29 protein-coding genes are annotated in these 23,413 nt (G+C 33.6%); 18 read left to right on the top strand and 11 right to left on the bottom strand.

What is annotated here, in order from left to right; translation table 11 throughout:
* Positions 1-35: 35 nt before the first annotated feature.
* The 4 genes from CHLWT_RS06535 to CHLWT_RS06520 are packed head-to-tail and all read right to left on the bottom strand — an operon-like array spanning position 36 to position 2,404.
* Positions 36-497 carry a hypothetical protein gene (locus tag CHLWT_RS06535; RefSeq protein ID WP_143211743.1) on the bottom strand — a complete coding sequence of 154 codons (462 nt, stop codon included), beginning with the start codon at positions 495-497 and terminating at the stop codon, positions 36-38.
* Complete coding sequence (locus CHLWT_RS06530; RefSeq protein ID WP_063997923.1) at positions 484-783, bottom strand: AtpZ/AtpI family protein; 300 nt, start codon at positions 781-783, stop codon at positions 484-486. Before CHLWT_RS06530 ends, CHLWT_RS06535 begins: the two co-directional genes overlap by 14 nt.
* Entirely contained in the window at positions 780-2,051 is a 1,272-nt protein-coding gene (hemL, locus tag CHLWT_RS06525; RefSeq protein ID WP_111999849.1) for a glutamate-1-semialdehyde 2,1-aminomutase, read from the bottom strand. Before hemL ends, CHLWT_RS06530 begins: the two co-directional genes overlap by 4 nt.
* On the bottom strand, positions 2,051-2,404 hold the full coding sequence (locus tag CHLWT_RS06520) for a c-type cytochrome (protein WP_111999848.1): 354 nt from the start codon (positions 2,402-2,404) through the stop codon (positions 2,051-2,053). Before CHLWT_RS06520 ends, hemL begins: the two co-directional genes overlap by 1 nt.
* Positions 2,405-2,482: 78 nt before the next feature.
* Between CHLWT_RS06520 and folD the strand changes: the two genes are divergently transcribed.
* From folD to CHLWT_RS06445, 15 genes are all read left to right on the top strand, one after another.
* Positions 2,483-3,334, top strand: coding sequence for a bifunctional methylenetetrahydrofolate dehydrogenase/methenyltetrahydrofolate cyclohydrolase FolD (gene folD / locus CHLWT_RS06515; protein WP_111968485.1), 852 nt, complete (start codon positions 2,483-2,485; stop codon positions 3,332-3,334).
* On the top strand, positions 3,331-4,194 hold the full coding sequence (lepB, locus tag CHLWT_RS06510; protein WP_111975069.1) for a signal peptidase I: 864 nt from the start codon (positions 3,331-3,333) through the stop codon (positions 4,192-4,194). The genes folD and lepB overlap by 4 nt, the downstream gene beginning before the upstream one ends.
* Positions 4,195-4,319: 125 nt before the next feature.
* The gene (gene rpiB, locus CHLWT_RS06505; RefSeq protein ID WP_111968483.1) at positions 4,320-4,769 is read left to right on the top strand and encodes a ribose 5-phosphate isomerase B; all 450 of its coding nucleotides are present in this window, start codon (positions 4,320-4,322) and stop codon (positions 4,767-4,769) included.
* Positions 4,763-5,095: a membrane protein gene (locus CHLWT_RS06500; protein ID WP_034962640.1), complete on the top strand. Its 333-nt coding sequence runs from the start codon at positions 4,763-4,765 to the stop codon at positions 5,093-5,095. The genes rpiB and CHLWT_RS06500 overlap by 7 nt, the downstream gene beginning before the upstream one ends.
* Positions 5,096-5,105: 10 nt before the next feature.
* On the top strand, positions 5,106-5,654 hold the full coding sequence (gene apt / locus CHLWT_RS06495; protein ID WP_111975067.1) for an adenine phosphoribosyltransferase: 549 nt from the start codon (positions 5,106-5,108) through the stop codon (positions 5,652-5,654).
* A 1-nt stretch (position 5,655) separates the two neighbouring features.
* On the top strand, positions 5,656-6,270 hold the full coding sequence (locus CHLWT_RS06490) for a DedA family protein (RefSeq protein WP_063997930.1): 615 nt from the start codon (positions 5,656-5,658) through the stop codon (positions 6,268-6,270).
* Positions 6,251-7,720, top strand: a complete 1,470-nt coding sequence (locus tag CHLWT_RS06485; RefSeq protein ID WP_111999847.1) for a leucyl aminopeptidase — start codon at positions 6,251-6,253, stop codon at positions 7,718-7,720. Before CHLWT_RS06490 ends, CHLWT_RS06485 begins: the two co-directional genes overlap by 20 nt.
* A complete protein-coding gene (gene ychF / locus CHLWT_RS06480; RefSeq protein WP_111999846.1) occupies positions 7,720-8,823 on the top strand; it encodes a redox-regulated ATPase YchF in 1,104 nt (367 codons plus the stop codon). The genes CHLWT_RS06485 and ychF overlap by 1 nt, the downstream gene beginning before the upstream one ends.
* Positions 8,824-9,537: 714 nt before the next feature.
* Positions 9,538-12,315, top strand: a complete 2,778-nt coding sequence (gene napA, locus CHLWT_RS06475) for a nitrate reductase catalytic subunit NapA (RefSeq protein WP_111995726.1) — start codon at positions 9,538-9,540, stop codon at positions 12,313-12,315.
* A gap of 2 nt (positions 12,316-12,317) precedes the next feature.
* Positions 12,318-13,073 (top strand): ferredoxin-type protein NapG, encoded by a 756-nt coding sequence (gene napG / locus CHLWT_RS06470; protein WP_151062142.1) that lies wholly within the window; start codon positions 12,318-12,320, stop codon positions 13,071-13,073.
* A complete protein-coding gene (gene napH / locus CHLWT_RS06465) occupies positions 13,070-13,855 on the top strand; it encodes a quinol dehydrogenase ferredoxin subunit NapH (protein ID WP_063997935.1) in 786 nt (261 codons plus the stop codon). The genes napG and napH overlap by 4 nt, the downstream gene beginning before the upstream one ends.
* Entirely contained in the window at positions 13,852-14,370 is a 519-nt protein-coding gene (locus tag CHLWT_RS06460) for a nitrate reductase cytochrome c-type subunit (protein ID WP_112000723.1), read from the top strand. Before napH ends, CHLWT_RS06460 begins: the two co-directional genes overlap by 4 nt.
* Before the next feature lie 4 nt (positions 14,371-14,374).
* Positions 14,375-14,830: a 4Fe-4S dicluster domain-containing protein gene (locus tag CHLWT_RS06455; protein WP_111969368.1), complete on the top strand. Its 456-nt coding sequence runs from the start codon at positions 14,375-14,377 to the stop codon at positions 14,828-14,830.
* Between the two features lie 10 nt (positions 14,831-14,840).
* Positions 14,841-15,737: a WD40 repeat domain-containing protein gene (locus tag CHLWT_RS06450; RefSeq protein ID WP_112000722.1), complete on the top strand. Its 897-nt coding sequence runs from the start codon at positions 14,841-14,843 to the stop codon at positions 15,735-15,737.
* Positions 15,734-16,069, top strand: a complete 336-nt coding sequence (locus tag CHLWT_RS06445; RefSeq protein WP_112000721.1) for a chaperone NapD — start codon at positions 15,734-15,736, stop codon at positions 16,067-16,069. Before CHLWT_RS06450 ends, CHLWT_RS06445 begins: the two co-directional genes overlap by 4 nt.
* Here the strand turns inward: CHLWT_RS06445 and CHLWT_RS06440 are convergent.
* The 7 genes from CHLWT_RS06440 to CHLWT_RS06410 form a co-directional block, all read right to left on the bottom strand.
* A complete protein-coding gene (locus CHLWT_RS06440) occupies positions 16,066-16,857 on the bottom strand; it encodes a phosphatidylserine decarboxylase (RefSeq protein WP_112000720.1) in 792 nt (263 codons plus the stop codon). The two genes, CHLWT_RS06445 and CHLWT_RS06440, sit on opposite strands and share 4 nt — an antisense overlap.
* A gap of 3 nt (positions 16,858-16,860) precedes the next feature.
* Positions 16,861-17,961 (bottom strand): metallophosphoesterase, encoded by a 1,101-nt coding sequence (locus CHLWT_RS06435; protein WP_244948768.1) that lies wholly within the window; start codon positions 17,959-17,961, stop codon positions 16,861-16,863.
* 178 nt (positions 17,962-18,139) lie between these two features.
* Positions 18,140-18,778, bottom strand: coding sequence for an ATP phosphoribosyltransferase (hisG, locus tag CHLWT_RS06430; protein WP_112000719.1), 639 nt, complete (start codon positions 18,776-18,778; stop codon positions 18,140-18,142).
* Positions 18,766-19,398 carry a type III pantothenate kinase gene (locus tag CHLWT_RS06425; RefSeq protein ID WP_111948350.1) on the bottom strand — a complete coding sequence of 211 codons (633 nt, stop codon included), beginning with the start codon at positions 19,396-19,398 and terminating at the stop codon, positions 18,766-18,768. Before CHLWT_RS06425 ends, hisG begins: the two co-directional genes overlap by 13 nt.
* A complete protein-coding gene (locus tag CHLWT_RS06420) occupies positions 19,385-19,711 on the bottom strand; it encodes a hypothetical protein (RefSeq protein ID WP_112000718.1) in 327 nt (108 codons plus the stop codon). The genes CHLWT_RS06425 and CHLWT_RS06420 overlap by 14 nt, the downstream gene beginning before the upstream one ends.
* A 1-nt stretch (position 19,712) precedes the next feature.
* A complete protein-coding gene (locus CHLWT_RS06415) occupies positions 19,713-20,711 on the bottom strand; it encodes a hypothetical protein (RefSeq protein ID WP_063997945.1) in 999 nt (332 codons plus the stop codon).
* A 4-nt stretch (positions 20,712-20,715) separates the two neighbouring features.
* Positions 20,716-21,276: a hypothetical protein gene (locus CHLWT_RS06410; protein ID WP_112000717.1), complete on the bottom strand. Its 561-nt coding sequence runs from the start codon at positions 21,274-21,276 to the stop codon at positions 20,716-20,718.
* Positions 21,277-21,483: 207 nt separating this feature from the next.
* Between CHLWT_RS06410 and gatC the strand changes: the two genes are divergently transcribed.
* Genes gatC through CHLWT_RS06395 form a run of 3 tightly spaced genes read left to right on the top strand, consistent with a single transcriptional unit; the run spans position 21,484 to position 23,412 of the window.
* Positions 21,484-21,771 carry an Asp-tRNA(Asn)/Glu-tRNA(Gln) amidotransferase subunit GatC gene (gene gatC, locus CHLWT_RS06405; RefSeq protein ID WP_112000716.1) on the top strand — a complete coding sequence of 96 codons (288 nt, stop codon included), beginning with the start codon at positions 21,484-21,486 and terminating at the stop codon, positions 21,769-21,771.
* Positions 21,772-21,775: 4 nt separating this feature from the next.
* On the top strand, positions 21,776-22,843 hold the full coding sequence (locus CHLWT_RS06400) for a type IV pilus twitching motility protein PilT (protein WP_063997948.1): 1,068 nt from the start codon (positions 21,776-21,778) through the stop codon (positions 22,841-22,843).
* The gene (locus CHLWT_RS06395) at positions 22,843-23,412 is read left to right on the top strand and encodes a CvpA family protein (protein ID WP_244948767.1); all 570 of its coding nucleotides are present in this window, start codon (positions 22,843-22,845) and stop codon (positions 23,410-23,412) included. Before CHLWT_RS06400 ends, CHLWT_RS06395 begins: the two co-directional genes overlap by 1 nt.
* Position 23,413: the final 1 nt, after the last annotated feature.

The following is a 23,413-nucleotide window of genomic DNA, read 5'->3' as shown; positions in this document are numbered from 1 at the left end:
AAAATAGCGCACTTAGTGAAATTATGATCCGTCTGCTACCGCTCACGTGTAAAAACTCCTGCTAAAAATACTCCTATTGGCATAACTGCAAGTCCTATCAAAAAAGAAAACGGCTCAAATAGATCTTTTCTAAGTAGCATAAAAAATGCCAAGATAAGAGTGATGTATCCAATCAGCCTATATGGCTTAAAAGCCCCAACTATATCTACTTTTTTAAATTTAGTTTGTTTAGATAAGCTTTTTGGATCATCTTTTATTTCATCATCTTCTTTAATATCTTCAAATATAGCCTTTTCAGTTTCGCTTAATTCATAGTTTAGTGATCTATTTTGCACTCTTGATTTATAACCTTGATAACTTCCAAAAAGTATGATCATAGAAGCTATCATAGCTACTTGCGAATTTAAAAGTTGTATTTCTCCAAAACTAGCAGCTACAAAGATAAGCAAGAGATCTAAAAAAACATAAAAAATTATGAGTTTTTTAAATTTCATCATCGTCCGCTTTTAAATTTGATTGAGAATTTAAAGAGTCTTTTTTGAACTCTTCATAGCTTTTTACTTGAGATTTATAGGCTTTATAGACGTTATTTATAGCTGCTGCTACTCCTATGAAGATACCTAGCCCAAGAAGAGCATTGCTTTTAGTCCAGCTTTTAAGCAGATATCCGATACCAAAGCCCATAAGCACAGCTACAACTATAGAAATGCCAAGGCTTAGGTTGTCTGCTGCTTTTATGGTTGAGTTTATCTTCTTACTTCTTTCGTTTTTTTGTTCGTTCATAGCGCTTTAAAACTCTCTCTTATGGCGTCTGCTGTTTTATCTAGGCTATCTTTAGATAGCTTTGTGCAGACAAAACTGGTCTCAAACTGACTAGGGGCTAAATAGATACCGCGTTTAAGCATCTGGGCGTGAAATTTAGCGAACATTTTCGTGTCCGATTTTAATGCGTCAGCGTAGTTAATTACTGGATTTTCGTTAAAAAAATACCCCCACATAGAGCCTCTCATATCTGTTTGAAGAGGAATTCCTACTTCATTTGCACTGCTTTGTAACGCATCTATTATAAATTTACTTTTTTTACCAAGTTCATCGTATAAATTTGGTGTAGCATAAATTTTATTTATAGAAGCAAGACCTGCTGCCATTGCAACTGGATTTCCGCTAAGAGTTCCTGCTTGATAAACTCCACCAAGAGGACTGATGAGATCCATTATCTCTTTTTTTCCTGCATAAGCAGCGCAAGGCATTCCGCCACCTATAACCTTACCAAAAGTTATTATATCGGCTTTTATTTTATTAAATTCATAGCTTCCAGTTTCACTTGCTCTAAATCCGCTCATAACTTCGTCAAAGATAAGTACGGCGCCGAATTTATCGCAAATTTTTCTAAGACCTTCTAAAAACTCCAAATTTCCTGGCACAAGTCCCATATTTCCGGCGATAGGCTCGACGATGATCACGCCGATATCTGCATTTTTAAAGCATTTTTCTACACTTTCAAGATCGTTGTAGGTAGCAAGGTGAGTATTTTTGACTATATCTTCTGGCACTCCAAGGCTTGAAGAGTATCCAAAAGTAGTAGCTCCGCTTCCTGCTTTTACAAGCAAGCTATCGCTGTGTCCGTGGTAGCAACCCTCAAATTTAACTATCCCGTCTTTACCGCTAAATCCACGCCCTAAACGAATAGCACTCATAGTAGCTTCAGTTCCGCTACTTACGAAACGAATTTTATCTAGCCACTCAAATTTACTTAAAACTAGCTTTGCAAGCTCAGTTTCAAGAAGACAAGGCGCACCAAAACTTAAGCCTTTTTTTGCCGTATTTATAACCGCGTTCTCTATATCTTTCTCACAATGTCCAAATATGAGTGGCCCCCAGCTAAGCACGTAATCTATATATTGCTTTCCTTCTATATCATACAAAAACTCATCTTTACCGCGATCTATGATAAGTGGGTCTTCTCCAACACTACCAAATGCACGCACAGGCGAATCAACGCCTCCTGGTATGTATTTTTTGGCTTCTAAAAAAGCTTGTTTGTTTGTCATTATTTATCCTTGTTAAATGTTTTTACGTATTCATACAGATTTTGAATTTCTAAGTCTGTTAAAAAATAGCTCGGCATAATACCGCGTGATTCTTTTAGCGCTGATCTAAATTTACTAAATTCAAGATTGTTTATGCGTGGCGCTCTTAACTCATTTTCTACATATTTTTTATTTTTTTTATCATAGCTTTTGTATTTTGATATTAGAGTGCCCTCAGCCTTTTCACCATGACATTTATTACAACCAATCCCGCGTGGATTTTGGTATAACATCTTGGCGTACTCGAGCTTTGTGATAAAATCTTCTGCTAATAAAAAAGTAGAAGTTATTAAAAAAATATATAGAAATTTCATCTAAAATCACCCAAATTTAATTCAAATTTTGTTATCATACAATCTTTGTAATAAAAAAAGCATAAAAAAGGATTAAATTTGCAGATAATAGACGGCAAAAGCGTAAGTGCAAAAGTAAAAGAAAATATCAAAAATGAGGTTTTAAATTTAAAAAAATCAGGCATAACTCCGACGTTAGCCGTTATCTTAGTCGGCGAAGATAAAGCTAGTCAGACATATGTTGCTAGCAAAGAAAAAGCATGCCTTGCTTGTGAGATAGGCTCAGTGATGCATAGACTAAGCAAAGAAACCACGCAAAGTGAGCTTTTAGCTCTCATTGAGGTTTTAAATTTAGATGATAGTATAGATGGCATTTTAGTTCAGCTTCCACTCCCAAGCCATATAGATACAAACAAAGTCTTAGAGGCTATCGATCCTGCTAAAGACGTCGATGGATTTCACGCCGTAAATGTCGGAAAGCTCTCAAGCGGACTTGATGGATTTGTGCCTTGTACTCCGCTTGGTATTATGGAGCTCTTAAAAGAATATAACGTAAATTTACAAGGTATCTCAGCAGTCGTTATCGGCAGAAGTAATATAGTCGGAAAACCTATGGCAAATTTACTTTTAAATGCTGGAGCTACGATAACCGTGGCTCACTCTAAGACAGAGAATTTAGCTGAAGTGGTAAAACGTGCTAAACTCATAGTAGTCGCAGTAGGAAGACCAAATTTCTTAAAAGAAAATATGGTAAGTGACGGCGCTATAGTTATCGATGTAGGCATAAATCGCTTAGATAATGGAAAGCTAGTAGGCGACGTGGATTTTGATAATGTTGCTCCAAAATGCTCTCTTATCACTCCTGTTCCTGGTGGCGTGGGACCTATGACTATCGCTATGCTTTTAAGCAATACCTTAAAATCAGCCAAACAAAGAAAGCTTAGCAAATGAAAAAAGTTTTTTCTAGGCTTTATGACTTTTCAAGCAGCTGGACTGGAACTATTGTTATAGTGCTTCTATTTATATTTTTTGTAGCTCAAGCCTTTGTGATCCCAAGTGGGTCTATGAAAAATACGCTTCTTATCGGCGATCATCTTTTTGTCAAAAAATTTGCTTATGGAATTCCTACGCCTCATATCCCATGGCTTGAGATTCCAGTATGGTTTGATAGTGATGGCGATGGTCATCTTATAAACGGTGATAAACCAAAACGCGGTGATATCGTCGTATTTAGATATCCATCAGATCCGAAAATTTACTATGTAAAAAGAAATTTTGCTCTTGGTGGCGATGAAATCGTATTTGCTCCAAAAACTATGTATTTAAGACCATATGAAGGCGATGATTTTATAGATAAAAATTATCCAAAAGAAGATATAGTAAGTTTTGGTGGTAAAAAGTTCGTCAAAGAGCCATATAAATTTAAAGGTATTCATTATGAAGATAAAGGTGAAAAAGACAACTTTGTAGGGCAAAGCGCAGATACATTTACTATAGCTCTTTACTATCTAAATCAAAATAAATTTGCTATGCAACCAGCTCAAGTAGAAGAGTTGCCATCTATAAATGGTTTGCCGTTTAACGCATTTTATTTTAAAGTGCCACAAAATGAGTATTTTATGGTTGGGGATAATAGAGAAAACAGCAACGATAGCAGATTTTGGGGCAGCGTATCTTATAAATACATAGTAGGAACGCCTTGGTTTGTATATTTTAGCTGGGATAAAGACTATAAGGTGCGTTGGGAGCGTATAGGAAGACTTGTAAATACCATAGAAAACGATGAAACTTTGATATATGAACAGCCTTGATATAAGTTCGCTCATTGCTCTTATTTTGTTACTCATCGTCTCTGTCGCCTATCATGAGATAGCTCACGCTAATTTAAAGTTGAATATGATATAATGGCACAAATTTAAGTATTTGGAACGATATAATGGAAGTAGGGAAAGTTTTTATAGCAAGTGATCACGCAGGATTTAAAGCTAAGGAATTTAGCAAAGAGTGTCTAAAAAAACTAGGTTTTGAAGTAGTAGATCTAGGCACAAACTCAAAAGATATGAGCGTTGATTATCCTGATTTTGCAAATATAATGGCTGAGAATTTAAACACTAAAGAGCCTGATTTTGGTATCTTGGTTTGCGGAACAGGACTTGGTATGTCTATGGCGGCAAATCGTCATAAAAATATCAGATGCGCACTTTGTCACGACGTAAGCACTGCAAGACTTTCACGTGAGCATAATGATGCAAACGTACTTTGTTTTGGCGCTAGAGTTGTTGGAAATACTGTTATCGAAGATATGATAAATACGTTTTTTTCCACTGAGTTTGCCGGTGGCAGACATCAAAAAAGGGTGGATAAGTTAGGATTTTGTTTATGTTAGCTGATTGGATTTTTTATACTATTTTGATATGTCTTTGTTTGTATCTTACTGTTATGGTTTTTTACTATAAAACACTTCTTAAAAAAGAGCTTTCTATGAGAGATTTTATGAAAAATAATCTCGATGATACAGAAGTCGTTATCAGAAAGCTTCAAGTGCAGTTACAGCGAAGTCTTGGCAATATAGATATCTTAACAGATGAGCTAAACAAGATCAAAGCAGACGTGACAAGTCTAAGAACTAGAAACTCACAATACCGCATAGAAAACGACAAACTTCGTCAAAGAATCAAGGAACTAGAAGGCAAGATAGAAGCTTTATTATAAAAGGATAATAATGAAAAAACTATCAGTTGCGGATAAAGACTATCTTTTAAGTACAATAAGGGATGTGAAAGATTTTCCAAAGCCGGGAATTTTATTTAAAGATATCACTACGCTTTTGAATGATAAAAAGGCTTTTAAATTTTTAATGGATCACTTAGAAGATAGATATAAAGATAAAAATTTAGATTTTATAGTAGGCATAGAAAGTAGGGGATTTATACTTGGGGCGGCACTTGCATCTAAGCTTGATCTTCCTTTTGTTCCTGTTAGAAAACCACATAAACTTCCATATATAACAATATCTCAAAAATACTCTTTAGAATACGGAGTAGATGAGATAGAGATGCACGTAGATGCATTTAGGGGTCTAAAAAATCCTAGGGTTTTGTTAGTAGATGATCTAATAGCTACAGGCGGAACTGCTATAGCGGCTTGTGATCTTATAGCAAATGTCGGTGCTAATCTTGTAGAGGCGTGTTTTTTGATAGATCTTTTAGAACTTGGCGGAAGTAAAAATTTAAAAACTAGATATCCGATATATAGTGTCTTAGAGGTTTGATATGGAAGAAACGTTAAAAAATATTATATTTGATTACAAAGAGTGGTCATATGTCGTCATTTTTCTTTGGTGTATCGCTGAGGGTGAGATCGCTCTTATACTTGCTGGTATCTTAGCTCACGAAGGTCACGTAAATTTAGTTATGATAGTTTTTGTAGCTGGAATAGGCGGATTTGTCGGAGATCAAATTTATTTTTATATAGGTAGATATAACAAAAAATATATACAAAAAAAGCTCGTCACCCAAAGACGGAAATTTGCAGTTGCTCATCTGTTGCTCAAAAAATACGGTTGGCCTATCATCTTTATACAACGTTATATGTATGGATTTCGTACGATCATACCTATGAGTATAGGCATAACAAGATATAGCGCAAAGAAATTTGCATTTATAAATTTAATTAGTGCATGGATATGGGCAGGGATCACCATTATACTTGCTTGGTATTTTGGACAAACCATCTGGAATGCAATCCACTGGGCTGAAAAACACTGGTACCTTGCTGTGCCTATAGTGGCTTTGTTCTTGATAAGCTTGCTATATGGCTTTAAAAGATTAGAAATTCATATATTAAATGAGAGGAAAAAAAGACATCATGAAATTTCGAATAATTGAAAAATCATTTGACGATATAAAAGCTGATTATGAGCTTGTATTTATAGTTGGCAATAATTTAGAACATAAATTTATAAAAGATTTAGAGTGTTTTGAATTATACAATTTCAAAGGCGATAGTGTATTAAATTTACCAAATTTAAGACGAATTTATGTAGGTATAAAAAATCTTGAGCCAGAGAGTTTAAGACAAGGCGTAGCAAAAGCATATAATGCTATAAAAGAGTTAAACATATTAAATTTAAAAATGCATAGTTATGTTGGCGGTTGCTTTAAGATGAGTTTTGCAGCGATTGTTGAGGGCTTTTTGCTTGTTAGCTATAAATTTGATAAGTATAAGAGTGAGAAAAAAGAGACTAAACTAAAAGAGATATTTATCTGCAACGAAGAGTACGGCGATAAAATAGTACCTTTAGAACAAGCAAATTTAGGTTTAATCCACGCAAAAGCCGTATGCGAAGCTACAAATTTTGCAAAAGATATAGTCAATGAAATACCAGAAATCTACACTCCTAATAAGATGGCCGAAGATGCTAAAAAGCTATCTTTAGAATACGCAAATATCGAGTGTAAAATCCACGATGAAAACTATCTAAAATCCGAAAATATGAACGCTTTTTTAGCTGTAAATAGAGCTAGTATCAATCCTCCTCGCCTTATACATTTAAAATATACTCCTAAAAAGAGCATAAAAAAAGTTGTATTTGTAGGAAAGGGACTTACTTATGATAGCGGTGGTTTGAGTTTAAAACCAAGCGATTATATGCTCACTATGAAAAGCGATAAGAGCGGAGCTGCTGCTGCTATGGCTATCATAAAAGCGGCTAGCGTTTTAGAGTTGCCGTTTGAGATTCACGCTGTTTTGGGTGCTGCTGAAAATATGATAGGCGGTAATGCTTACAAACCTGATGATGTTCTAATAACTAGAAGTGGAGTAAGCGTAGAAGTAAGAAACACGGACGCTGAAGGAAGGCTTGTTTTGGCAGATTGCTTAGACTGGGCACAAAGTGAGCTTGATCCTGATCTTCTTATAGATATGGCTACTCTCACAGGAGCTTGTGTAGTAGGTCTTGGCGAATACACGACAGGGGTTATGGGAAACAACTATGAGCTTCAAAGCGAATTTAAGAATTACGCAGGTAAAAGCGGTGAGAATTTAACTATTTTGGAATTTAATGATCATTTAAGAGAGCTTATAAAATCAGATATTGCTGATATCAGCAACACTTCTTCAAGTCGTTATGGCGGCGCTATCACTGCTGGATTATTTTTAGATAAATTTATAAAAGAAGATTTTAAAGATAAATGGCTACATCTTGATATCGCAGGTCCTGCTTACGTAACAAAAGCGTGGGGATATAATGGCGCAGGAGCTTCTGGAGCTGGAGTAAGGTCTTGTTTATACTACTTGCTTAAGCTTGCAAGAAATCATGAAAAGGAAAGTAAATAATGGGTTTGGCAGTAGGCATAGTAGGACTTCCAAACGTTGGAAAATCAACAACTTTTAATGCTCTAACAAAGGCTAGTAACGCAGAGGCCGCAAACTATCCATTTTGTACTATCGAGCCAAATAAAGCTATAGTTCCTGTTCCTGATGCACGTTTGAATGAGCTTGCAAAAATAGTAAATCCAAATAAAATTCAACATTCAACTATCGAATTTGTAGATATCGCAGGAATTGTAAAAGGTGCTAGTAAAGGTGAAGGACTTGGCAATAAATTTCTCTCAAACATAAGAGAAACAGAAGTCATTTTGCATATAGTAAGATGCTTTGATGACTCAAACATTACTCACGTTGAAAATAGCGTAGATCCGATCAGAGATATCGGTATAATCGAGATGGAGCTTATCTTAGCAGACATTGAACAACTTAGTAAAAAGATAGATAAACTCACAAAAGAAGTAAAAGCAAATACAAAAGGTGCAAAAGAGAGTTTGGAGTGTGCTACTTCGCTTTTAAAGCACCTAAATGACGGAAATAGCGCTAGTAGCTTTGGTGAGTTTGATAGTGAAGCCTTTCAAAATTTAAATAAAGAATTAAGACTGCTTTCTGCTAAAGAAGTAATTTACGGAGCAAATGTTAGCGAAGATTTTATTGCAGAAGATAATGAGTATGTAAAACAAGTAAGAGACTACGCAGCACGTTCAAACCACGAAGTTATAAAACTTTGTGCAAAGATAGAAGAAGAACTTGTAGGATTAGACGATAATGAAGCAGCTGAAATGTTAGAGAGTCTAGGAGCTAAGCAAAGTGGGCTTGAGAGTATCATTAAAACAGCTTTTGCTAAACTAAATTTAATCAGCTATTTTACCGCTGGAGTTGTCGAAGTTCGTGCTTGGACTATACATAAAGGCTGGAAGGCGCCAAAGGCTGCAAGTGTTATACATAATGATTTTGAGCGTGGATTTATCAGAGCTGAAGTGATAAGCTATGAAGATTTTGTAGCAAACGGAGGCGAAGCTAAAGCAAAAGAAGCTGGAAAAATGAGGCTAGAGGGCAAAGATTACGTCGTAAATGACGGCGATGTGATGCATTTTAGATTTAATGTGTGATTTTAAGGAGATATCTTCTTTATCCATAATTATGTTATTTTTTAATTATTTGTTACAAATAGTAACAAAATATACGAGTCTTACGCTTTATTTAAAATTTCAAAGGTTATTTTAGTGCAATATCAAGATAAATTTAAAAAATATATGAATTGTAAGATAACCTTTAACATTATAGATTTTATATGAGTTTTTATTTGGTTTTTATTTAAATAATATAGAATATAAAATATAGTATTAGATATTTACAAATAATTTTGATAGAATGTTGTTATTAAAATAGTATATATAGTTTGCTTATCATATAAATAGGCTAAATTTGGCTAATACACGCAAGTCTGATAAATATGATATTCCTTAAATTATTACTATTTTAAAAGTTAAATTTATAAATTTATAGTATAAAAATGATATATTTTGTTTGGTATATTATCTATATAAATTTTTAATTTTACTATTAAATTTTGATAGTAATTATTACTAAAACTAAATATATAGTTAATATAAATATTTTTAATCGTGTTGGTATGAATATGAATATTAAGTTGTTTCTATAATAAAAATATATCTTGTTTTATGATTATATTGTATAGGTTAATATCTAAATTAGTTTATTATATATAGTGTTCAAATTTTAATTTATCAAGAATAAATCATAAAAATTTGTTAGAATTCAAATGTTACATTTTGCAACGTAATGCAAGAAAGGTGAGGAATATGGATAGACGAGAATTTATTAAAAGTTCAGCCGCGGCTGCTGCTTGTTCAGCTGCTGGTATAGCTGCTCCTAGTTCGCTAAGTGCTGCTGAGGGTGAAAACGGTTGGCGATGGGATAAGGCTGCTTGTAGATTCTGTGGTACAGGCTGCGGTATCATGGTTGCTACAAAAAATGGTAAAATTGTTGCTGTAAAGGGCGATCCACTAGCTCCTGTAAATAGAGGACTTAACTGCATAAAGGGTTACTTTAATGCAAAAATTATGTACGGTGAAGATCGTATAACAAAACCTCTATTAAGAGTAAATGCTAAAGGTGAATTTGACAAAAAAGGTAAATTTCAAGAAGTTAGTTGGCAAAGAGCGTTTGATGAGATGGAAAAACAATTCCGCAAAACTTATGCAGAGCTTGGACCTACAGGTATAGGCGTATTTGGTAGTGGTCAATATACTATCCCTGAGGGTTATGCCATATCTAAGTTGATCAAGGGTGGCTTTAGAAGTCATAATATAGATCCAAATGCACGCCACTGTATGGCTAGTGCCGTTGTCGGTTTTATGCAAACATTTGGTATAGATGAACCTGCTGGTTGCTATGATGATATAGAGCTTACAGATACCATAGTAGCTTGGGGAGCAAATATGGCAGAAATGCACCCTATCCTTTGGTCTAGGGTTAGTGATAGAAAACTTCAAGATCCAGAGCGCGTAAAAGTAGTAAATTTATCTACTTACTCAACAAGAACTTCAAATATCGCCGATATTGAGATTATATTTACACCGCACACAGACCTTGCCATATGGAACTATATAGCAAGAGAGATCGTTTATAATCATCCTGAGGCCATCAATGAAGAGTTTGTAAAAGCAAACTGCGTATTTACAACAGGGCCAGTTGATATCGGCTATGGTATGCGTGAAAATATCAACCATCCAAAATATCTTCCAAGTGAGCTTGACACTGCTGCAAAACAAAAATCAAAAGTTTTAAGCCAAAATGAAGGTGTAACTTTAGCTTATTTAGGAATGAAAGCTGGAGACACTTTAGAAAATAAAAACAACGCTACTGCTGATAAACACTGGATAATACAATTTGAAGAATTTAAAAAAGCTCTAGCTCCTTATACTTTAGATTTTGTAGCTAAACTTGCAAAAGGCGATCCAAACGAAGATTTAGAGGAATTTAAGAAAAAACTAAAAGCACTAGCTGATCTATATATAGAAAAAAATCGCAAGGTAGTGAGTTTTTGGACAATGGGTATGAACCAACATACAAGAGGCGTATGGGTAAATGAACAAAGCTATATGGTTCATTTCTTGCTAGGCAAACAAGCAAAACCAGGTAGTGGAGCATTTTCACTAACAGGTCAGCCAAGTGCTTGTGGAACAGCAAGAGAAGTGGGAACATTCTCTCACAGACTTCCTGCCGATATGGTTGTAGCAAATCCAAAACATAGAGAAATCACTGAAAAAATTTGGCAAATTCCAGCTGGAACTATAAATCCAAAACCGGGTGCTCCATATATGAAGATAATGAGAGACCTTGAAGATGGAAAAGTCAAATTTATATGGGTACATGTAAATAACCCATGGCAAAACTCTGCAAATGCAAACCACTGGATAAAAGCAGCTCGCGAGATGGATAACTTCATAGTAGTGAGCGATCCATACCCAGGTATTAGTGCTAAGGTAGCTGACCTTATCTTACCAACAGCTATGATATATGAAAAATGGGGAGCTTATGGTAATGCTGAAAGAAGAACTCAGCACTGGAGACAGCAAGTTTTACCAGTAGGCGAGGCTATGAGTGATACTTGGCAATATATGGAATTTGCAAAACGTTTTAAACTTAAAGATTTCTGGGGTGAAGTTAAAGTAGACGGCAAACTTACTTTACCAAATGTTTTAGATAAAGCAGTTGCGATGGGTTATTCGCCTGATGATACTCTTTATGATGTTTTATTTGCAAATAAAAAAGCTAAGAAATTCTCTGCCGATGATAAGATTATCGCCGGTTTTGACAATACTGAAGTATTTGGCGATAGTAGAAATGTCGTAGGATCAGATGGTAAAGTATTTAAAGGATATGGTTTCTTTATACAAAAATACTTATGGGAAGAATACCGTGAGTTTGGTCTAGGACATGGACATGACCTAGCAGATTTTGATACTTATCATAAAGTTAGGGGTCTTAGATGGCCAGTAGTTGATGGTAAAGAGACTCTTTGGAGATTCAATACAAAATATGACGTATATGCTAAAAAAGATAATCCAAATGGAGAATTCTCATTCTATGGAAATAAAAATGGCGCTTTATTAACAGGAGATCTCTCAAAAGCTACTTCAAAAGAAAAAGAAGCGCTTAAGAGTAGGGCTAAGATATTCTTCCGTCCTTACATGGATCCACCAGAGATGCCAAGTAAAGAATATCCTCTATGGCTATGTACAGGTCGTGTTCTAGAACACTGGCATAGTGGTACTATGACTATGCGTGTTCCTGAGCTTTACCGTGCTGTCCCTGAAGCGCTTTGTTTTATGAACGAAATAGACGGAAATAAATTAGGCATAGCTCAAAACGATGTTGTGTGGGTTGAGAGTCGTCGTGGTAAAGTAAAAGCTAGGGTAGATTTCCGTGGTAGAAACAGACCTGCTGAGGGCTTAGTGTATGTTCCATGGTTTGATGAGAATGTATTTATAAATAAGGTCTGTTTAGATGCGACTGATCCGCTTTCAAAGCAAACAGACTTCAAAAAATGTGCAGTTAAGGTTTATAAGGCTTAATTATGCAAAGAAGAGAAGCAATAAAACAAGGTTTTAGCTTAGTAGGTCTTTTAGCAGCAGGCGGATTTGCTTATGGCGAATTCGCTAACGCAGAGCCTACACTCAAACTTCGTCCGCCAGCAGCAAGAGACGAAAATGACTTTTTAGCTCTTTGCATTCGCTGTGGACTCTGTGTTGAGGCATGTCCATTTGATACGCTAAGATTAGCCCAGTTTAAAGATGGCGGAATTGGAATTGGAACTCCATTTTTCAAACCTCGTGAAATTCCTTGTTATATGTGTACTGATATCCCATGTACTGTTAAATGTCCAACTGGAGCCTTAGATGTCAGTGCTGTCAGAGATGATGATGGAAATTTAAATATCAACAAAGCTAAAATGGGTATGGCGGTTGTAGATGATAAAGCTTGTATAGCTTATTTTGGCCTTAGATGCGATGCTTGCTATAGGAATTGTCCGCTTATAGATAAAGCTCTTAAACTTGAGTATAAGCACAATGAAAGAACTGGCAAACACGCACTGCTACTTCCTATAGTAGATACTGATGTATGTACTGGATGTGGTAAATGTGAGCAGTCTTGTATAACTAAGAAGGCTTCTATCACAGTTGTCCCTAGAGAAATTCTAAAAGGCGAAATGAACGAAAACTACGTAAAAGGCTGGGAACAAAGTGATGAAAATAGGATCAAAGATAATGATACTAAAATCAAGCTAGATAGCAAGAAAAGTCTAAAATATCTAAATGGAGATGAACTATGAAATTTACTATTTTAAGAAGATTAGTTCAACTTAGCATTATCTTGCTTTTTATTGCCGGCAATGTCTTTGGAATTAAGATTTTACAAGGAAATTTAAGCAGTTCTTTGCTGTTTGATACTATAAATTTAAGCGATCCTTTTGCTATATTGCAAATAGCTTTAGCTAGTTTTAGTGTATCTTCAGTAGCAATTACTGGAGCTGTGATCGTTTTTGTATTTTATGCGCTCATTGCTCCTCGTGCATTTTGTGGATGGGTCTGCCCTGTAAATATCCTTACTGATTTTGGGGCTTTTTTAAGAACAAAATTAAAAATAGGTAAAAATATCCTAAATGTAAGTCAAAACTTAAGATATTATTTACTAGCTTTAAGTCTTATATTTAGTTTTGTCTTTGGCATAGCTGCGTTTGAGAGTATAAGCTTTGTAAATGCGTTTAATAGAAATCTGTTTTACTTAAGCTATAGTGCTATTAGCGTAGCTGTTGTTATTGTTATGATTGAGACTTTTGTAGGTAAAAGACTTATTTGTTCTCATATTTGTCCGCTTGGAGCGTTTTATGCGATTGTTAGTAAATTTAGTTTGATTCGTGTTAAATACGACTTAAATAAATGTAGCAAATGCTATAGATGTAAAGCGGTTTGCCCTGAAGAGAGAGTTTTGGATCTAGTTGGTATTAAAGATGGTATTGTTAATAGCGAATGTATAAGCTGCGGTAAATGTATAGAAGCTTGTAATGACGATGCTATCAACTTTAGTATATTAAAATTTGGAGATAATAAATGAAAACTATTATGCTTTGTTTAGCTGCGGCATTATGTATAAGTGCTTGTAGCTTAACTAATAAAAAACCTGTTGCAGATACTGAAATAGGTCTTAGAACAGTTGATTTAAGCGATGAGACTAATGTTACAAATCCTGAGATAAAATGGGTTGGTGATGCACCTGGCGTCAATAAAAGATTTGATAGAAGCTTTGAAAATGCACCTCCTCTTATCCCGCATAGCCTAGATGGATTAGTGCCTATAACTAAGGATTTAAATAGCTGCCTTACTTGTCATACTCCAGAAGTGGCAAAAGATGCTGGAACCATACCTGTTCCTAAAAGTCACCTTATAGATCTAAGAACAGGAAAAGATCTAAAAGGACAAGTTAGCGATGAGAGATTTAACTGTACTCAATGTCACGTACCTCAAGCAGACGTTAAGCCTCTTAAACAAAATAACTTTAAAGCTGACTTTAGATATAAAGATAGCAATGAGAGTTCAAATTTACTTGATATCTTAAATCAAGGAATATAATCAAATGCCTGATCTTTCAAAAAGAATGGTATTTGGTAAGATTTTAGGCAAACAAAAGCCTAAAACAATAACGCCGCCGTATTTTGGTGGCGTTTTTGATTGTTTAGAGTGTAGTGGGCTTTGTGCTCAAGTTTGTCATAGAGATCTGCTCTCATTAGAAGATGGAGTTGTTAAATTTGACACAAAAAAATCTGGTTGTGACTTTTGTGAAGAGTGTGCTAAGATTTGTCCGAATGGTGTTTTAAGCCCACTAAATCAAGCAATTATAGATGCAAAAACTACTATAAACGTCAATGCGTGTCTTGCGTGGAATGATGTTATTTGTTATAACTGTTTTGATATTTGTAAATTTAAAGCTATTGATTATCTTGGAGTTTTTCGTCCTATGATCAATGAAAAATGTGTGAATTGCGCAGAGTGCGTTTCTGTTTGCTTTAAAAATGCTATTTGTATAGAATGAAAGGATAGATATGAAATTTTTTGTAGTTTTATTTAGTTTTTTTATAGTTTTATTTGCAGATTCTAAGCTAGATTTAGATGCAAATGTCGTAGGTGCAAAACTAGATCAAAACACGCTTTTTATAGGACTTGATAGCGGGGAATTATATAATTATGACCTTAAAAATAAAAGCTTAACAAAGATACTAGAACTACCAAAAATTTCAACAACTACACAAAAAAATATCGGTTCTAGAATCAGTGGCATAGATGTTTTTAAAGGTAAAATCGCTTTTATATATGAAACCGATAATAAACTTAAAAAAGTAGGCGTTTTTGATGGAAAGCTCACTTCATTTGATGTAGAAGAGGGCATAAAAGGAATATTTTTTCTAAATGAAAATTTAATCTTGCTTGTTAGCTTGAGTAGCGAAGTATATTATCTAGATTTAAACTCTAAAAAGCTTACTTTAGAAGCAAAACTTAGCTATTCTTCTTGGATAAGTGAAAGCGTTTATCTAGGCTCTTATTTGGTTGCTGTTAGCGAGGGTGGAGTCGTATATTATTTTGATGTTAAAACTAAAAAAGTGGTTAAAGAACTACCTATACAAAAAGATATATTATATAGCGTAGGTGCTGTGGGAGATAAATTTTTAGCTGGTTCGGCTGAAAATTTAGCTTATTATTTTGATGGAGAAAAACCACATATCTTTAAAACGAACAATAAACACGTTTTTAGAGTCGGTTTGAGTGAGAATTTTGGAGCATATTATACTGAGGACGGCATAGATATATTTAGTACAAATAACGCCGAGCTGCTTAAACATATCGATTATGATAAAGAGCAAGTAAGTTATCTTCTGTTTTGGAATGATACATTGATAAGTATTAGCTACGACAATACAATCTATTTTTGGAGTATAAGATGAATATTTCAAGCGTTGTGATAAATGTTGCGGATTTAAATTTGATGAGCGAGATCGCGAACCTAGTCTCAGATATAGATGGTTGCGAAGTTGTTGCACAAAATGAAAATAAGATAGTAGCTCTCATCGAATCGCAAAGTTTTGATGATGAGATAAAAACGTATAAAAGCATAGAAAGACTTCCTGGCATAGCCACGGTATCTATGATATATAGTTATCAAAACCTAGATGATGATATAGAAAAATCAAACAATAACAATATAGGCGATATACTCAGAAAGATAGATGAATCAAGCGTAGATGATATAGAGTATCATGGAAATCCCGCTGTTTAAGTCATCTTGCCTATAGAGCATCCAAATTTTAGCTTATCTCCTGCTTTTATATCGTAGGAGATCACGCCTTTTTTGCTTATTATTACTATGGTTGAGCCAAGTTCGAAATTTCCTATATGTTCGCCCTTTTTTAAATTTAGATTATCGTATGTATAAAATGCACTCTTAGCGTTTGCATTTGTATTGATACGAGGTTCAAAGTCAAATTTCATTTTACCGACGTTTAGAGCTCCTACAAAAACTATCCATATAAAACTCCCATTATCAAGCTTAGCTTTTATCACGACTCTTTCATTTTTAGAGTAAAGATTATCTACTTTTTGTAGCCATTTTGGAGCTACGCTAAAAAGCTTACCAGGAATATATAGTAAATTTAATATTTGCAAGTTTTGTGGTGCGTGATAATGATGATAATCTTTAGGCGATAAATATATGTTTAGATAATTAAATTCGCCTTGCAACTCTTCTTTGCAAAAGCTTTGTTCTAAAAGTTCGTCTATCTTGTATGAGAAGTTTTTTATACTATAGGCGGTATTTAAGTTGCCGGTTTTACATTCTAAGCAAACGCCATCACTAGGAGAGATAAATCCATCTTCTAGCTCTCTTTGTTTTTTTAATGTTCTAGTAAATAGGGCGTTTAAGCTGTCAAATTTATCCACGCTGTCAAATTCGCTCATATCTATTTTAAATTTTTTAACATACCATTTATTTATCAAATTTTGCACTAGTTTTGGAAATTTATGATGCGCTATGAGACCAAAGTAGTTTGAAAATTTATTATAATCCATATTTTAGCCTTTCTTATTTAAGCTTAGATATACTATTTCGCTTTTACTTAGTATTCTCATAGGAGGTCCCCAGAAACCAACCCCGCTACTTACTAGAAGTTGCATTTTTTTACTGAGTTTATATAGCCCATATACGTATTTTTGATCTAGCCAAACAAGAAGTGAAAATGGAAAGATCTGCCCTGCGTGAGTATGCCCACATATTGCAAGATCCACTTCGCCATTTAAATACGATAAGGATTTTGGTTGATGAGTCAGCAGCACAGTTGGTAATGCTCTGTCTAAATTCTCTAATGCCTTAGAAAAATCCGGTTTATGCGTATTCATTTTTAAACCGGCTATATCATAGACTCCGGCTAAATTTATTCCACCAAAACTTACGCTTTCATTTTCTAAAACCTTTAAATTTAGGCTTTTAAATTTAACCAAAAGTTCTTCTATTCCGTGATAATACTCGTGATTTCCTACTACTAAAAACGTACCAAATTTAGATCTTAAATCATTTAGTGGATCTAAAAAATCTCCAAGTTTATCAGCACTAAGATCGACTATATCGCCCACTAAAAATACAGCATCTACGTTTAAACTATTTACTTGATCCACAAGCCTTTGTAAAAAATCTTTTCGTAAAAACTCTCCTATGTGTATATCGCTTAGGATCGCTATATTTAGTGGTTGTTTTAAGTTTTCAAGCGTTACTTTTCTAAATGTAATCACTGTATTGTAGTTGGCGTTATAAATACCTTTAAATAGATATGAAAAAAATCCTATGAGCACAGTTATATCTAGTAAAAACTTCAACGCCTTTCTTCTGCCTTTACTAAATTTAGTAGTTCCAAAAAGCAGTCCATCATAAAGAATAAGTATGCAAAATAGCATAAAACTGATACCGATAGAAAATATAGATATTTTATATATTACTCCGTGTAGTTCGCCATTTTTTAGGCTTATGAAAAATAATAACTCAAATATAAACAGCAAAATAAAAATTACGGCTAATGATTTTTTAAATTTCATGAGAACATAATTTTTGCTTAGCGATCTGTAAGAATAAAAATTTATAAATATAAACAGCAAACTAGCCGTGATAGCAAAATAACTCAATAATTTCCCTTTTTTGTAATATAAAAATTATATGCACGCAAAAACACACAAGAGCTCCAGCCAACATCATAAGTAGTGCTTACTAAATGTTTTTTATACCGATATTTTTCATCGCATTTATGACTACTATCTTAAAAAACTAATAGCATCCATAGTCTGATATCTGTATAAAAATCTACTAGACATAGGATTTAAGAGATATCTTTGAGTTGATGACTGCGTTTATCTTATGATACAAAGAGAATATCTCTTCTCTTTTTACGATAAAACTATTTTTGTTTGATATGAGATGCGCTGAGCTATCCATTATGGTTTCTGCGACTTTTAGACCATTTTGTTTCATAGTGGTGCCAGTCTCTACGATATCGACTATAGCATCACTTAGCCCAACTATAGGAGCCAATTCTATAGAACCATATAGTTTTATAATCTTCACCCCAGTTGCTTTTTTTGCAAAATAGTTTCTAGTGATATTTGGCATTTTTGTTGCTATTTTTATCTCGGGTTTGCTATAGTCTAGCGTATCGTTATTTTTTATACCTATGCAAACCTTACAAACTCCTAGTTTTAGATCTAAAAGACGAAGTACATCTACTTGATGCTCTTCTAAAACGTCAAGTCCTACCACTCCGATATCTGCCGCACCGTTAGTAACGTAAGTTGGAATATCTTGATTTCTAACCATTAAAAACTCAAAATTTCCTTTTTTCATCGTGAGTTTTCTATCTTCAAATTCAAATTTATCATCAAAGATCTTGCTAAAGATCTCCAAAGTTTCATCAGCAATCCTGCCTTTTGGTAAAGCTACTGTAAGCAAAAAATCTCCTTATTTTCATCTATTGCTTTTTGTATTCCGCGAAAGACTAAAGTTCTATCGTATATGGCATTTTTAAAAAATCTCGATAAAAACTCGCCATCTCCACCTGTAAAATATATAGGTTTATCATTTGAAAGCTCTTCAATTAGTAGTATGATCGGTTTTATAATTCCATAGCTTATAGCGTCAGTCGTTTTTTGAGGCAAACAGTCTAGTTCTATGGCTGAGTTTAATGGTTTATCAAGTCTATCAGATATAGTTTTTAAGGCTTTTAACGTAGTTGAAATCCCAGGAAGTATCAATCCTCCAATATGTATGCCATTTGACATCACGTCCATAGTTATAGCACTTCCAGCATCTACTACAAGACCGGTATTTATACTATAACAAGCAGCGGCTCGGTCTATACCAAGCCCTATGTAAGTCGTATTAAATTTAATAAATTCGCTCATATCCATAAACATATGATCGTTTAATTTATCCGCGATTTTGTCATTGACGTTTATAAAATACACTTTTTCATTAGGCTGCCAAACCCTAAATTTATCTATCTCTAAATTCCATATTTTTCTATCTTTATAGAAGGTGGCAGTGGTATTTCCTATATCACATAAAAGCATAAAATTTCCAGTCTTTTGTTTGAGTTATTATCTTAGAACAAATTTGAGAGTTATAAAACAAAATATGCTTTTTTATATTTGTATCAAATTTAGTCTCTATAAGTTTGCAGATATCAAAAATCTCTTCAAATTCTTTTTTTAGCAACTTACTTTTAGCATTTCTAAAAAAAACAAGCGTATAAAAGCTGTTTTTATCTATGCCAAAAAACAGCTGATAACTACGCCTTTTGCTAAAATCGCTAAAATTTAAAGTCTTTAAATTTTTAAGTAAGATTTTATTTGCATTAAAAATTTCGCAAATTTGATTATCCATATTATCTGATTTCTAAAATCTTATCATCATAATAAAATGCGCGTTTTCCTGCAAAACTCTTATCTTTTATTTCTGAGTTTAGCTCTATAACTTCGCTATTTTTTAGATCTAGATCTGTTTTGATAAGGTAGCCTGTTTTCTCAAATATATATAAATTATCGCCACTTGGTATGATATTTGAAAAAATAGCAAATTTAAACTCTTTTTTCGCTAAAGAATTTAGTTCTAAGTCGGTAACTTCGATATTACCGTCTTTTAGAAAAATAAATATTTTGTTTTGATATAATAAAACATCTTTTATCTGTCCGTCATAATATTTTGTATTATTTGGGCTAATCATCATAACCTTAGTAGCAGTTGCCGCAAACATTTTATCTTGTATAATGTCTAAGAAGATGATATTGTTAAAAAATGGTTCGCTACTTACTACGGCGTCTCTTATTATCGCTCCTTTTGCTCTATCTACTATCATTATTTTTCCATCTAATGTAGGATATATGATGATAGAATTTAAAAATACTGGCGCGGCCGCTCTAGAGTCTTGGGCGTATGTGTCGCCTATAGTGTATTGCAAGCTTACACTATCACTGTTTATATCTATAAGATATATAGTGTTATTTGAGCTAAGTGCTGCAAGCATCTGTCCTTCTATGGACGCTGAAATGATTGCGTTATTAAATTTTCTTTCATATATAGTTTGAGTATTATCTATGACTTTAAGTGTTCCATCTAAATTTGAGACGATAAATTTACCTTCAAATTCGCCGATAAAGCTGTCATTTTTAGCCAATTTTATATTTTTAGATAGACCATTTTTTGTGATTATTTCACCATCTTCAAGCGTAGCACCATTTCTTGTTGTATATTTTATGCTAGAAGGAAGATTATCTGTATAACTCATCTCTTTTGAAACTTCAGTCGGCTCAAAATATTGTCTTTTTGTAGTACAACCGGTTAATATTAGCAAAGCACAAGCCGTAAAGATCAGTAATTTTTTCATTGTTCTATTTTCCTTGATAATGTTCTAGATTTTTATATATAGGAGTTAGTGGAGAGTTATTTGGGATTTTTGCAAACTCTATTTTTGCTTGATTTATCTTATTTTGTTTTAGCAGATCAAAACCTTTTAAGAGTGCGTCATAACTTGATAAAACCCCATCGGTGCTCTGATTTTTACTATTTTCTATGATATTTTTTAAAAGCGGATCTATATCTAAGCTTAAAGCCTCATCTAAAAGATTTGTGTTATTTGTATCTGTTGCGTTTTTTATCGCGTAAAGCGCAAATAAAGATGGTGCTTTATTTTTTAAAGTATTCATAGCAGTAAGGTCATTTGGTGATATTAAAAGTTTATTATAAGCTTCATTTGCACTGCTTAAATTTGACTCTTTTACATAGCTATTTATAGTATAACCGACCGATAAAATAACCAAAATCGCCACGATAACTAGAATGATTTTTTTGTTTTTCCTTAAAAATCTCTCACTTCTTATAGCGTTTTCTAAAAAATGTTCCTCTGAGCTTAGTTCATTCTTAATGTAGCCGATATCATCTTTTATAGGCAAAATCGTTTCCTTAAAATATAAATTTTGGCAATTCTATCATATTTTATCTTGTATAATCCTTTATAAATTTTGTAATTTTATAGTCTGGTATTAATTTGAATTTGTATTTTTCAAAATATGGATAATTTTGATAATTTATTTGTGATTCCACAACAAATTCAAGATAAAATGTGTTATAATTGTCTAAAAACGTTAGCTGGAGAGATTATGCAAATTGATGATAAAATGCTTGAAAAGCTTGAAAAGCTGAGTGCTTTTACGATACCTGAGCAAAATCGCAATGAATTTAAAGAACAATTAGGAAAAATCGTGGATTTTGTCGAAGTGCTAAATGAGTTAAATTTGGACAATATAGAAGCTACGATAAGCACTATTAGCGGTGGAACTCCTTTTAGGGAAGATATCCCAAATGAATCGGACGTTATTGATACTATACTTAAATTTGCTCCAAAAAAAGAAGATAGATATTTTGAAGTTCCAAAAATCATAGAGTAATTAAATGAGTATAAATATAGAAAAGCTTCTAAAAACCTTGGCTTATAACAAAGGTAGTGATTTACATCTAGTCGCTAGAAGCGAACCTCAGATCCGTATAAGTGGAGTTTTGAGACCTTTGCAGTGCGGAATTTTAGATGGAGATGAAGTAGAAAATTTATGTTATACGGTGCTTACGGACTCACAAAAAAGCAAACTAGAAGAAAATAAAGAATTAGACTTTTCTATAGAGTTGCCAGGCATAGGTCGTTTTAGGGGAAATTGCTATTATACTATGAATGGTAGTTTGGCTGCGGCTTTTCGTATGATTCCTTTAGAAATCCCAAGTTTAGATGATCTAAAAGCTCCTGAGATATTTAAGGATATAGTAAAACGAGAAAAAGGGCTTGTTTTGGTCACAGGACCTACTGGTAGTGGCAAATCAACTACTTTAGCAGCTATGTTAAATGAGATAAACTTAACTGAGAGAAAGCATATCATTACTATAGAAGATCCTATAGAATTTGTTCATAAAAATAAAAAATCTCTCTTTTCTCATAGAAATATAGGAACCGATACAAAGACATTTGCTAGTGCCTTAAAGTATGCTCTTAGGGAAGATCCAGATATTATATTAGTAGGCGATCTGCGTGATATAGAAGCTATATCTATAGCCATATCTGCAGCAGAAACAGGGCATTTGGTATTTGGCACTTTGCATACAAACTCAGCCATACAGACTATAAATAGAATAGTAGATAGTTTTGATGAGAGTGAGCAATCTCAGATAAGAAATATGCTTAGTATATCTTTGCATGCTGTCATATCTCAAGCACTAGTTCCATTAACTAGCGGTGGTAGGATAGCCATACATGAGATACTTATCAACAATCCTGCTATATCAAATTTAATAAGAGAGAATAAAATACATCAAATTTATTCTCAGTTGCAGTTAAATCAGCAAAATACCGGTATGCAAACGCAAACTCAAGATATGGAAAGAGCATTTAAATCAGGGCTTATAACAAAAGATAATGCCCTTAGATACTCGACAAATAAACAAGAATTAATAGGAAAGATAGGGCATTTATAATGATGAATTTAGTGACTTGGTTTGACATCATCGTCATAGCTTTAGTTGTGATCCTTGGCATAAAAGGGTTGATAAACGGTTTTGTCAAAGAAATTTTTGGGCTTATAGGTCTTATAGGCGGCGTTTTAGTAGCAAGCAGAAATGCTACTTTAGTAGGCGGTTTGATCAGTGATCATATTTATAAATTAAATGAATCTTCTTCTTTCTTTTTTGGCTTTTTAGCAACGCTTATTATCTTTTGGGTGGTATGCTTGATAGCTGGAAATTTAGTCTCAAAAATGCTTACGTTTAGCGGTTTGGGATTTTTAGATAGGATACTTGGATTTTTTGTAGGTAGTGCAAAAATATTTTTGGTATTTGCTATATTTGTGGCGATTATTTCAAATATAAATATTCTTAGCCAAAAAATAGAGCCGTATTTTGATGGAAGTAAAGTTTATCCGATACTTTTATCTAGCGGTAGATTTATAATGAATGTTGATATAAATCAAACCAAACAAGAGATATTAGATATGACCGGTACTGACAATAACATATCTGATACCGACAATAACATAAAGGAGAAATAGT

Origin of the sequence: Campylobacter hyointestinalis subsp. lawsonii (assembly GCF_013372165.1) — a bacterium.
Classification (GTDB): Bacteria; Campylobacterota; Campylobacteria; order Campylobacterales; family Campylobacteraceae; genus Campylobacter; species Campylobacter lawsonii.
This window is presented reverse-complemented; position numbering and strand designations above follow the sequence as displayed.

Bases quoted from the DNA above. Each gene is read 5' to 3' on its own strand.
- CHLWT_RS06440 (WP_112000720.1), bottom strand. From the start codon at position 16,857: ATGGATTATAATAAATTTTCAAACTACTTTGGTCTCATAGCGCATCAT.
- CHLWT_RS06485 (WP_111999847.1), top strand. From the start codon at position 6,251: ATGAAATTTCGAATAATTGAAAAATCATTTGACGATATAAAAGCTGAT.
- CHLWT_RS06415 (WP_063997945.1), bottom strand. From the start codon at position 20,711: ATGAAAAAATTACTGATCTTTACGGCTTGTGCTTTGCTAATATTAACC.
- CHLWT_RS06420 (WP_112000718.1), bottom strand. From the start codon at position 19,711: ATGGATAATCAAATTTGCGAAATTTTTAATGCAAATAAAATCTTACTT.
- napH (WP_063997935.1), top strand. From the start codon at position 13,070: ATGAAATTTACTATTTTAAGAAGATTAGTTCAACTTAGCATTATCTTG.
- CHLWT_RS06460 (WP_112000723.1), top strand. From the start codon at position 13,852: ATGAAAACTATTATGCTTTGTTTAGCTGCGGCATTATGTATAAGTGCT.
- napG (WP_151062142.1), top strand. From the start codon at position 12,318: ATGCAAAGAAGAGAAGCAATAAAACAAGGTTTTAGCTTAGTAGGTCTT.
- apt (WP_111975067.1), top strand. From the start codon at position 5,106: ATGAAAAAACTATCAGTTGCGGATAAAGACTATCTTTTAAGTACAATA.
- rpiB (WP_111968483.1), top strand. From the start codon at position 4,320: ATGGAAGTAGGGAAAGTTTTTATAGCAAGTGATCACGCAGGATTTAAA.
- CHLWT_RS06535 (WP_143211743.1), bottom strand. From the start codon at position 497: ATGATGAAATTTAAAAAACTCATAATTTTTTATGTTTTTTTAGATCTC.
- CHLWT_RS06455 (WP_111969368.1), top strand. From the start codon at position 14,375: ATGCCTGATCTTTCAAAAAGAATGGTATTTGGTAAGATTTTAGGCAAA.
- CHLWT_RS06450 (WP_112000722.1), top strand. From the start codon at position 14,841: ATGAAATTTTTTGTAGTTTTATTTAGTTTTTTTATAGTTTTATTTGCA.
- CHLWT_RS06490 (WP_063997930.1), top strand. From the start codon at position 5,656: ATGGAAGAAACGTTAAAAAATATTATATTTGATTACAAAGAGTGGTCA.
- lepB (WP_111975069.1), top strand. From the start codon at position 3,331: ATGAAAAAAGTTTTTTCTAGGCTTTATGACTTTTCAAGCAGCTGGACT.
- CHLWT_RS06520 (WP_111999848.1), bottom strand. From the start codon at position 2,404: ATGAAATTTCTATATATTTTTTTAATAACTTCTACTTTTTTATTAGCA.
- hemL (WP_111999849.1), bottom strand. From the start codon at position 2,051: ATGACAAACAAACAAGCTTTTTTAGAAGCCAAAAAATACATACCAGGA.
- CHLWT_RS06530 (WP_063997923.1), bottom strand. From the start codon at position 783: ATGAACGAACAAAAAAACGAAAGAAGTAAGAAGATAAACTCAACCATA.
- CHLWT_RS06500 (WP_034962640.1), top strand. From the start codon at position 4,763: ATGTTAGCTGATTGGATTTTTTATACTATTTTGATATGTCTTTGTTTG.
- gatC (WP_112000716.1), top strand. From the start codon at position 21,484: ATGCAAATTGATGATAAAATGCTTGAAAAGCTTGAAAAGCTGAGTGCT.
- CHLWT_RS06395 (WP_244948767.1), top strand. From the start codon at position 22,843: ATGATGAATTTAGTGACTTGGTTTGACATCATCGTCATAGCTTTAGTT.
- CHLWT_RS06425 (WP_111948350.1), bottom strand. From the start codon at position 19,398: ATGCTTTTATGTGATATAGGAAATACCACTGCCACCTTCTATAAAGAT.
- napA (WP_111995726.1), top strand. From the start codon at position 9,538: ATGGATAGACGAGAATTTATTAAAAGTTCAGCCGCGGCTGCTGCTTGT.
- CHLWT_RS06400 (WP_063997948.1), top strand. From the start codon at position 21,776: ATGAGTATAAATATAGAAAAGCTTCTAAAAACCTTGGCTTATAACAAA.
- CHLWT_RS06445 (WP_112000721.1), top strand. From the start codon at position 15,734: ATGAATATTTCAAGCGTTGTGATAAATGTTGCGGATTTAAATTTGATG.
- ychF (WP_111999846.1), top strand. From the start codon at position 7,720: ATGGGTTTGGCAGTAGGCATAGTAGGACTTCCAAACGTTGGAAAATCA.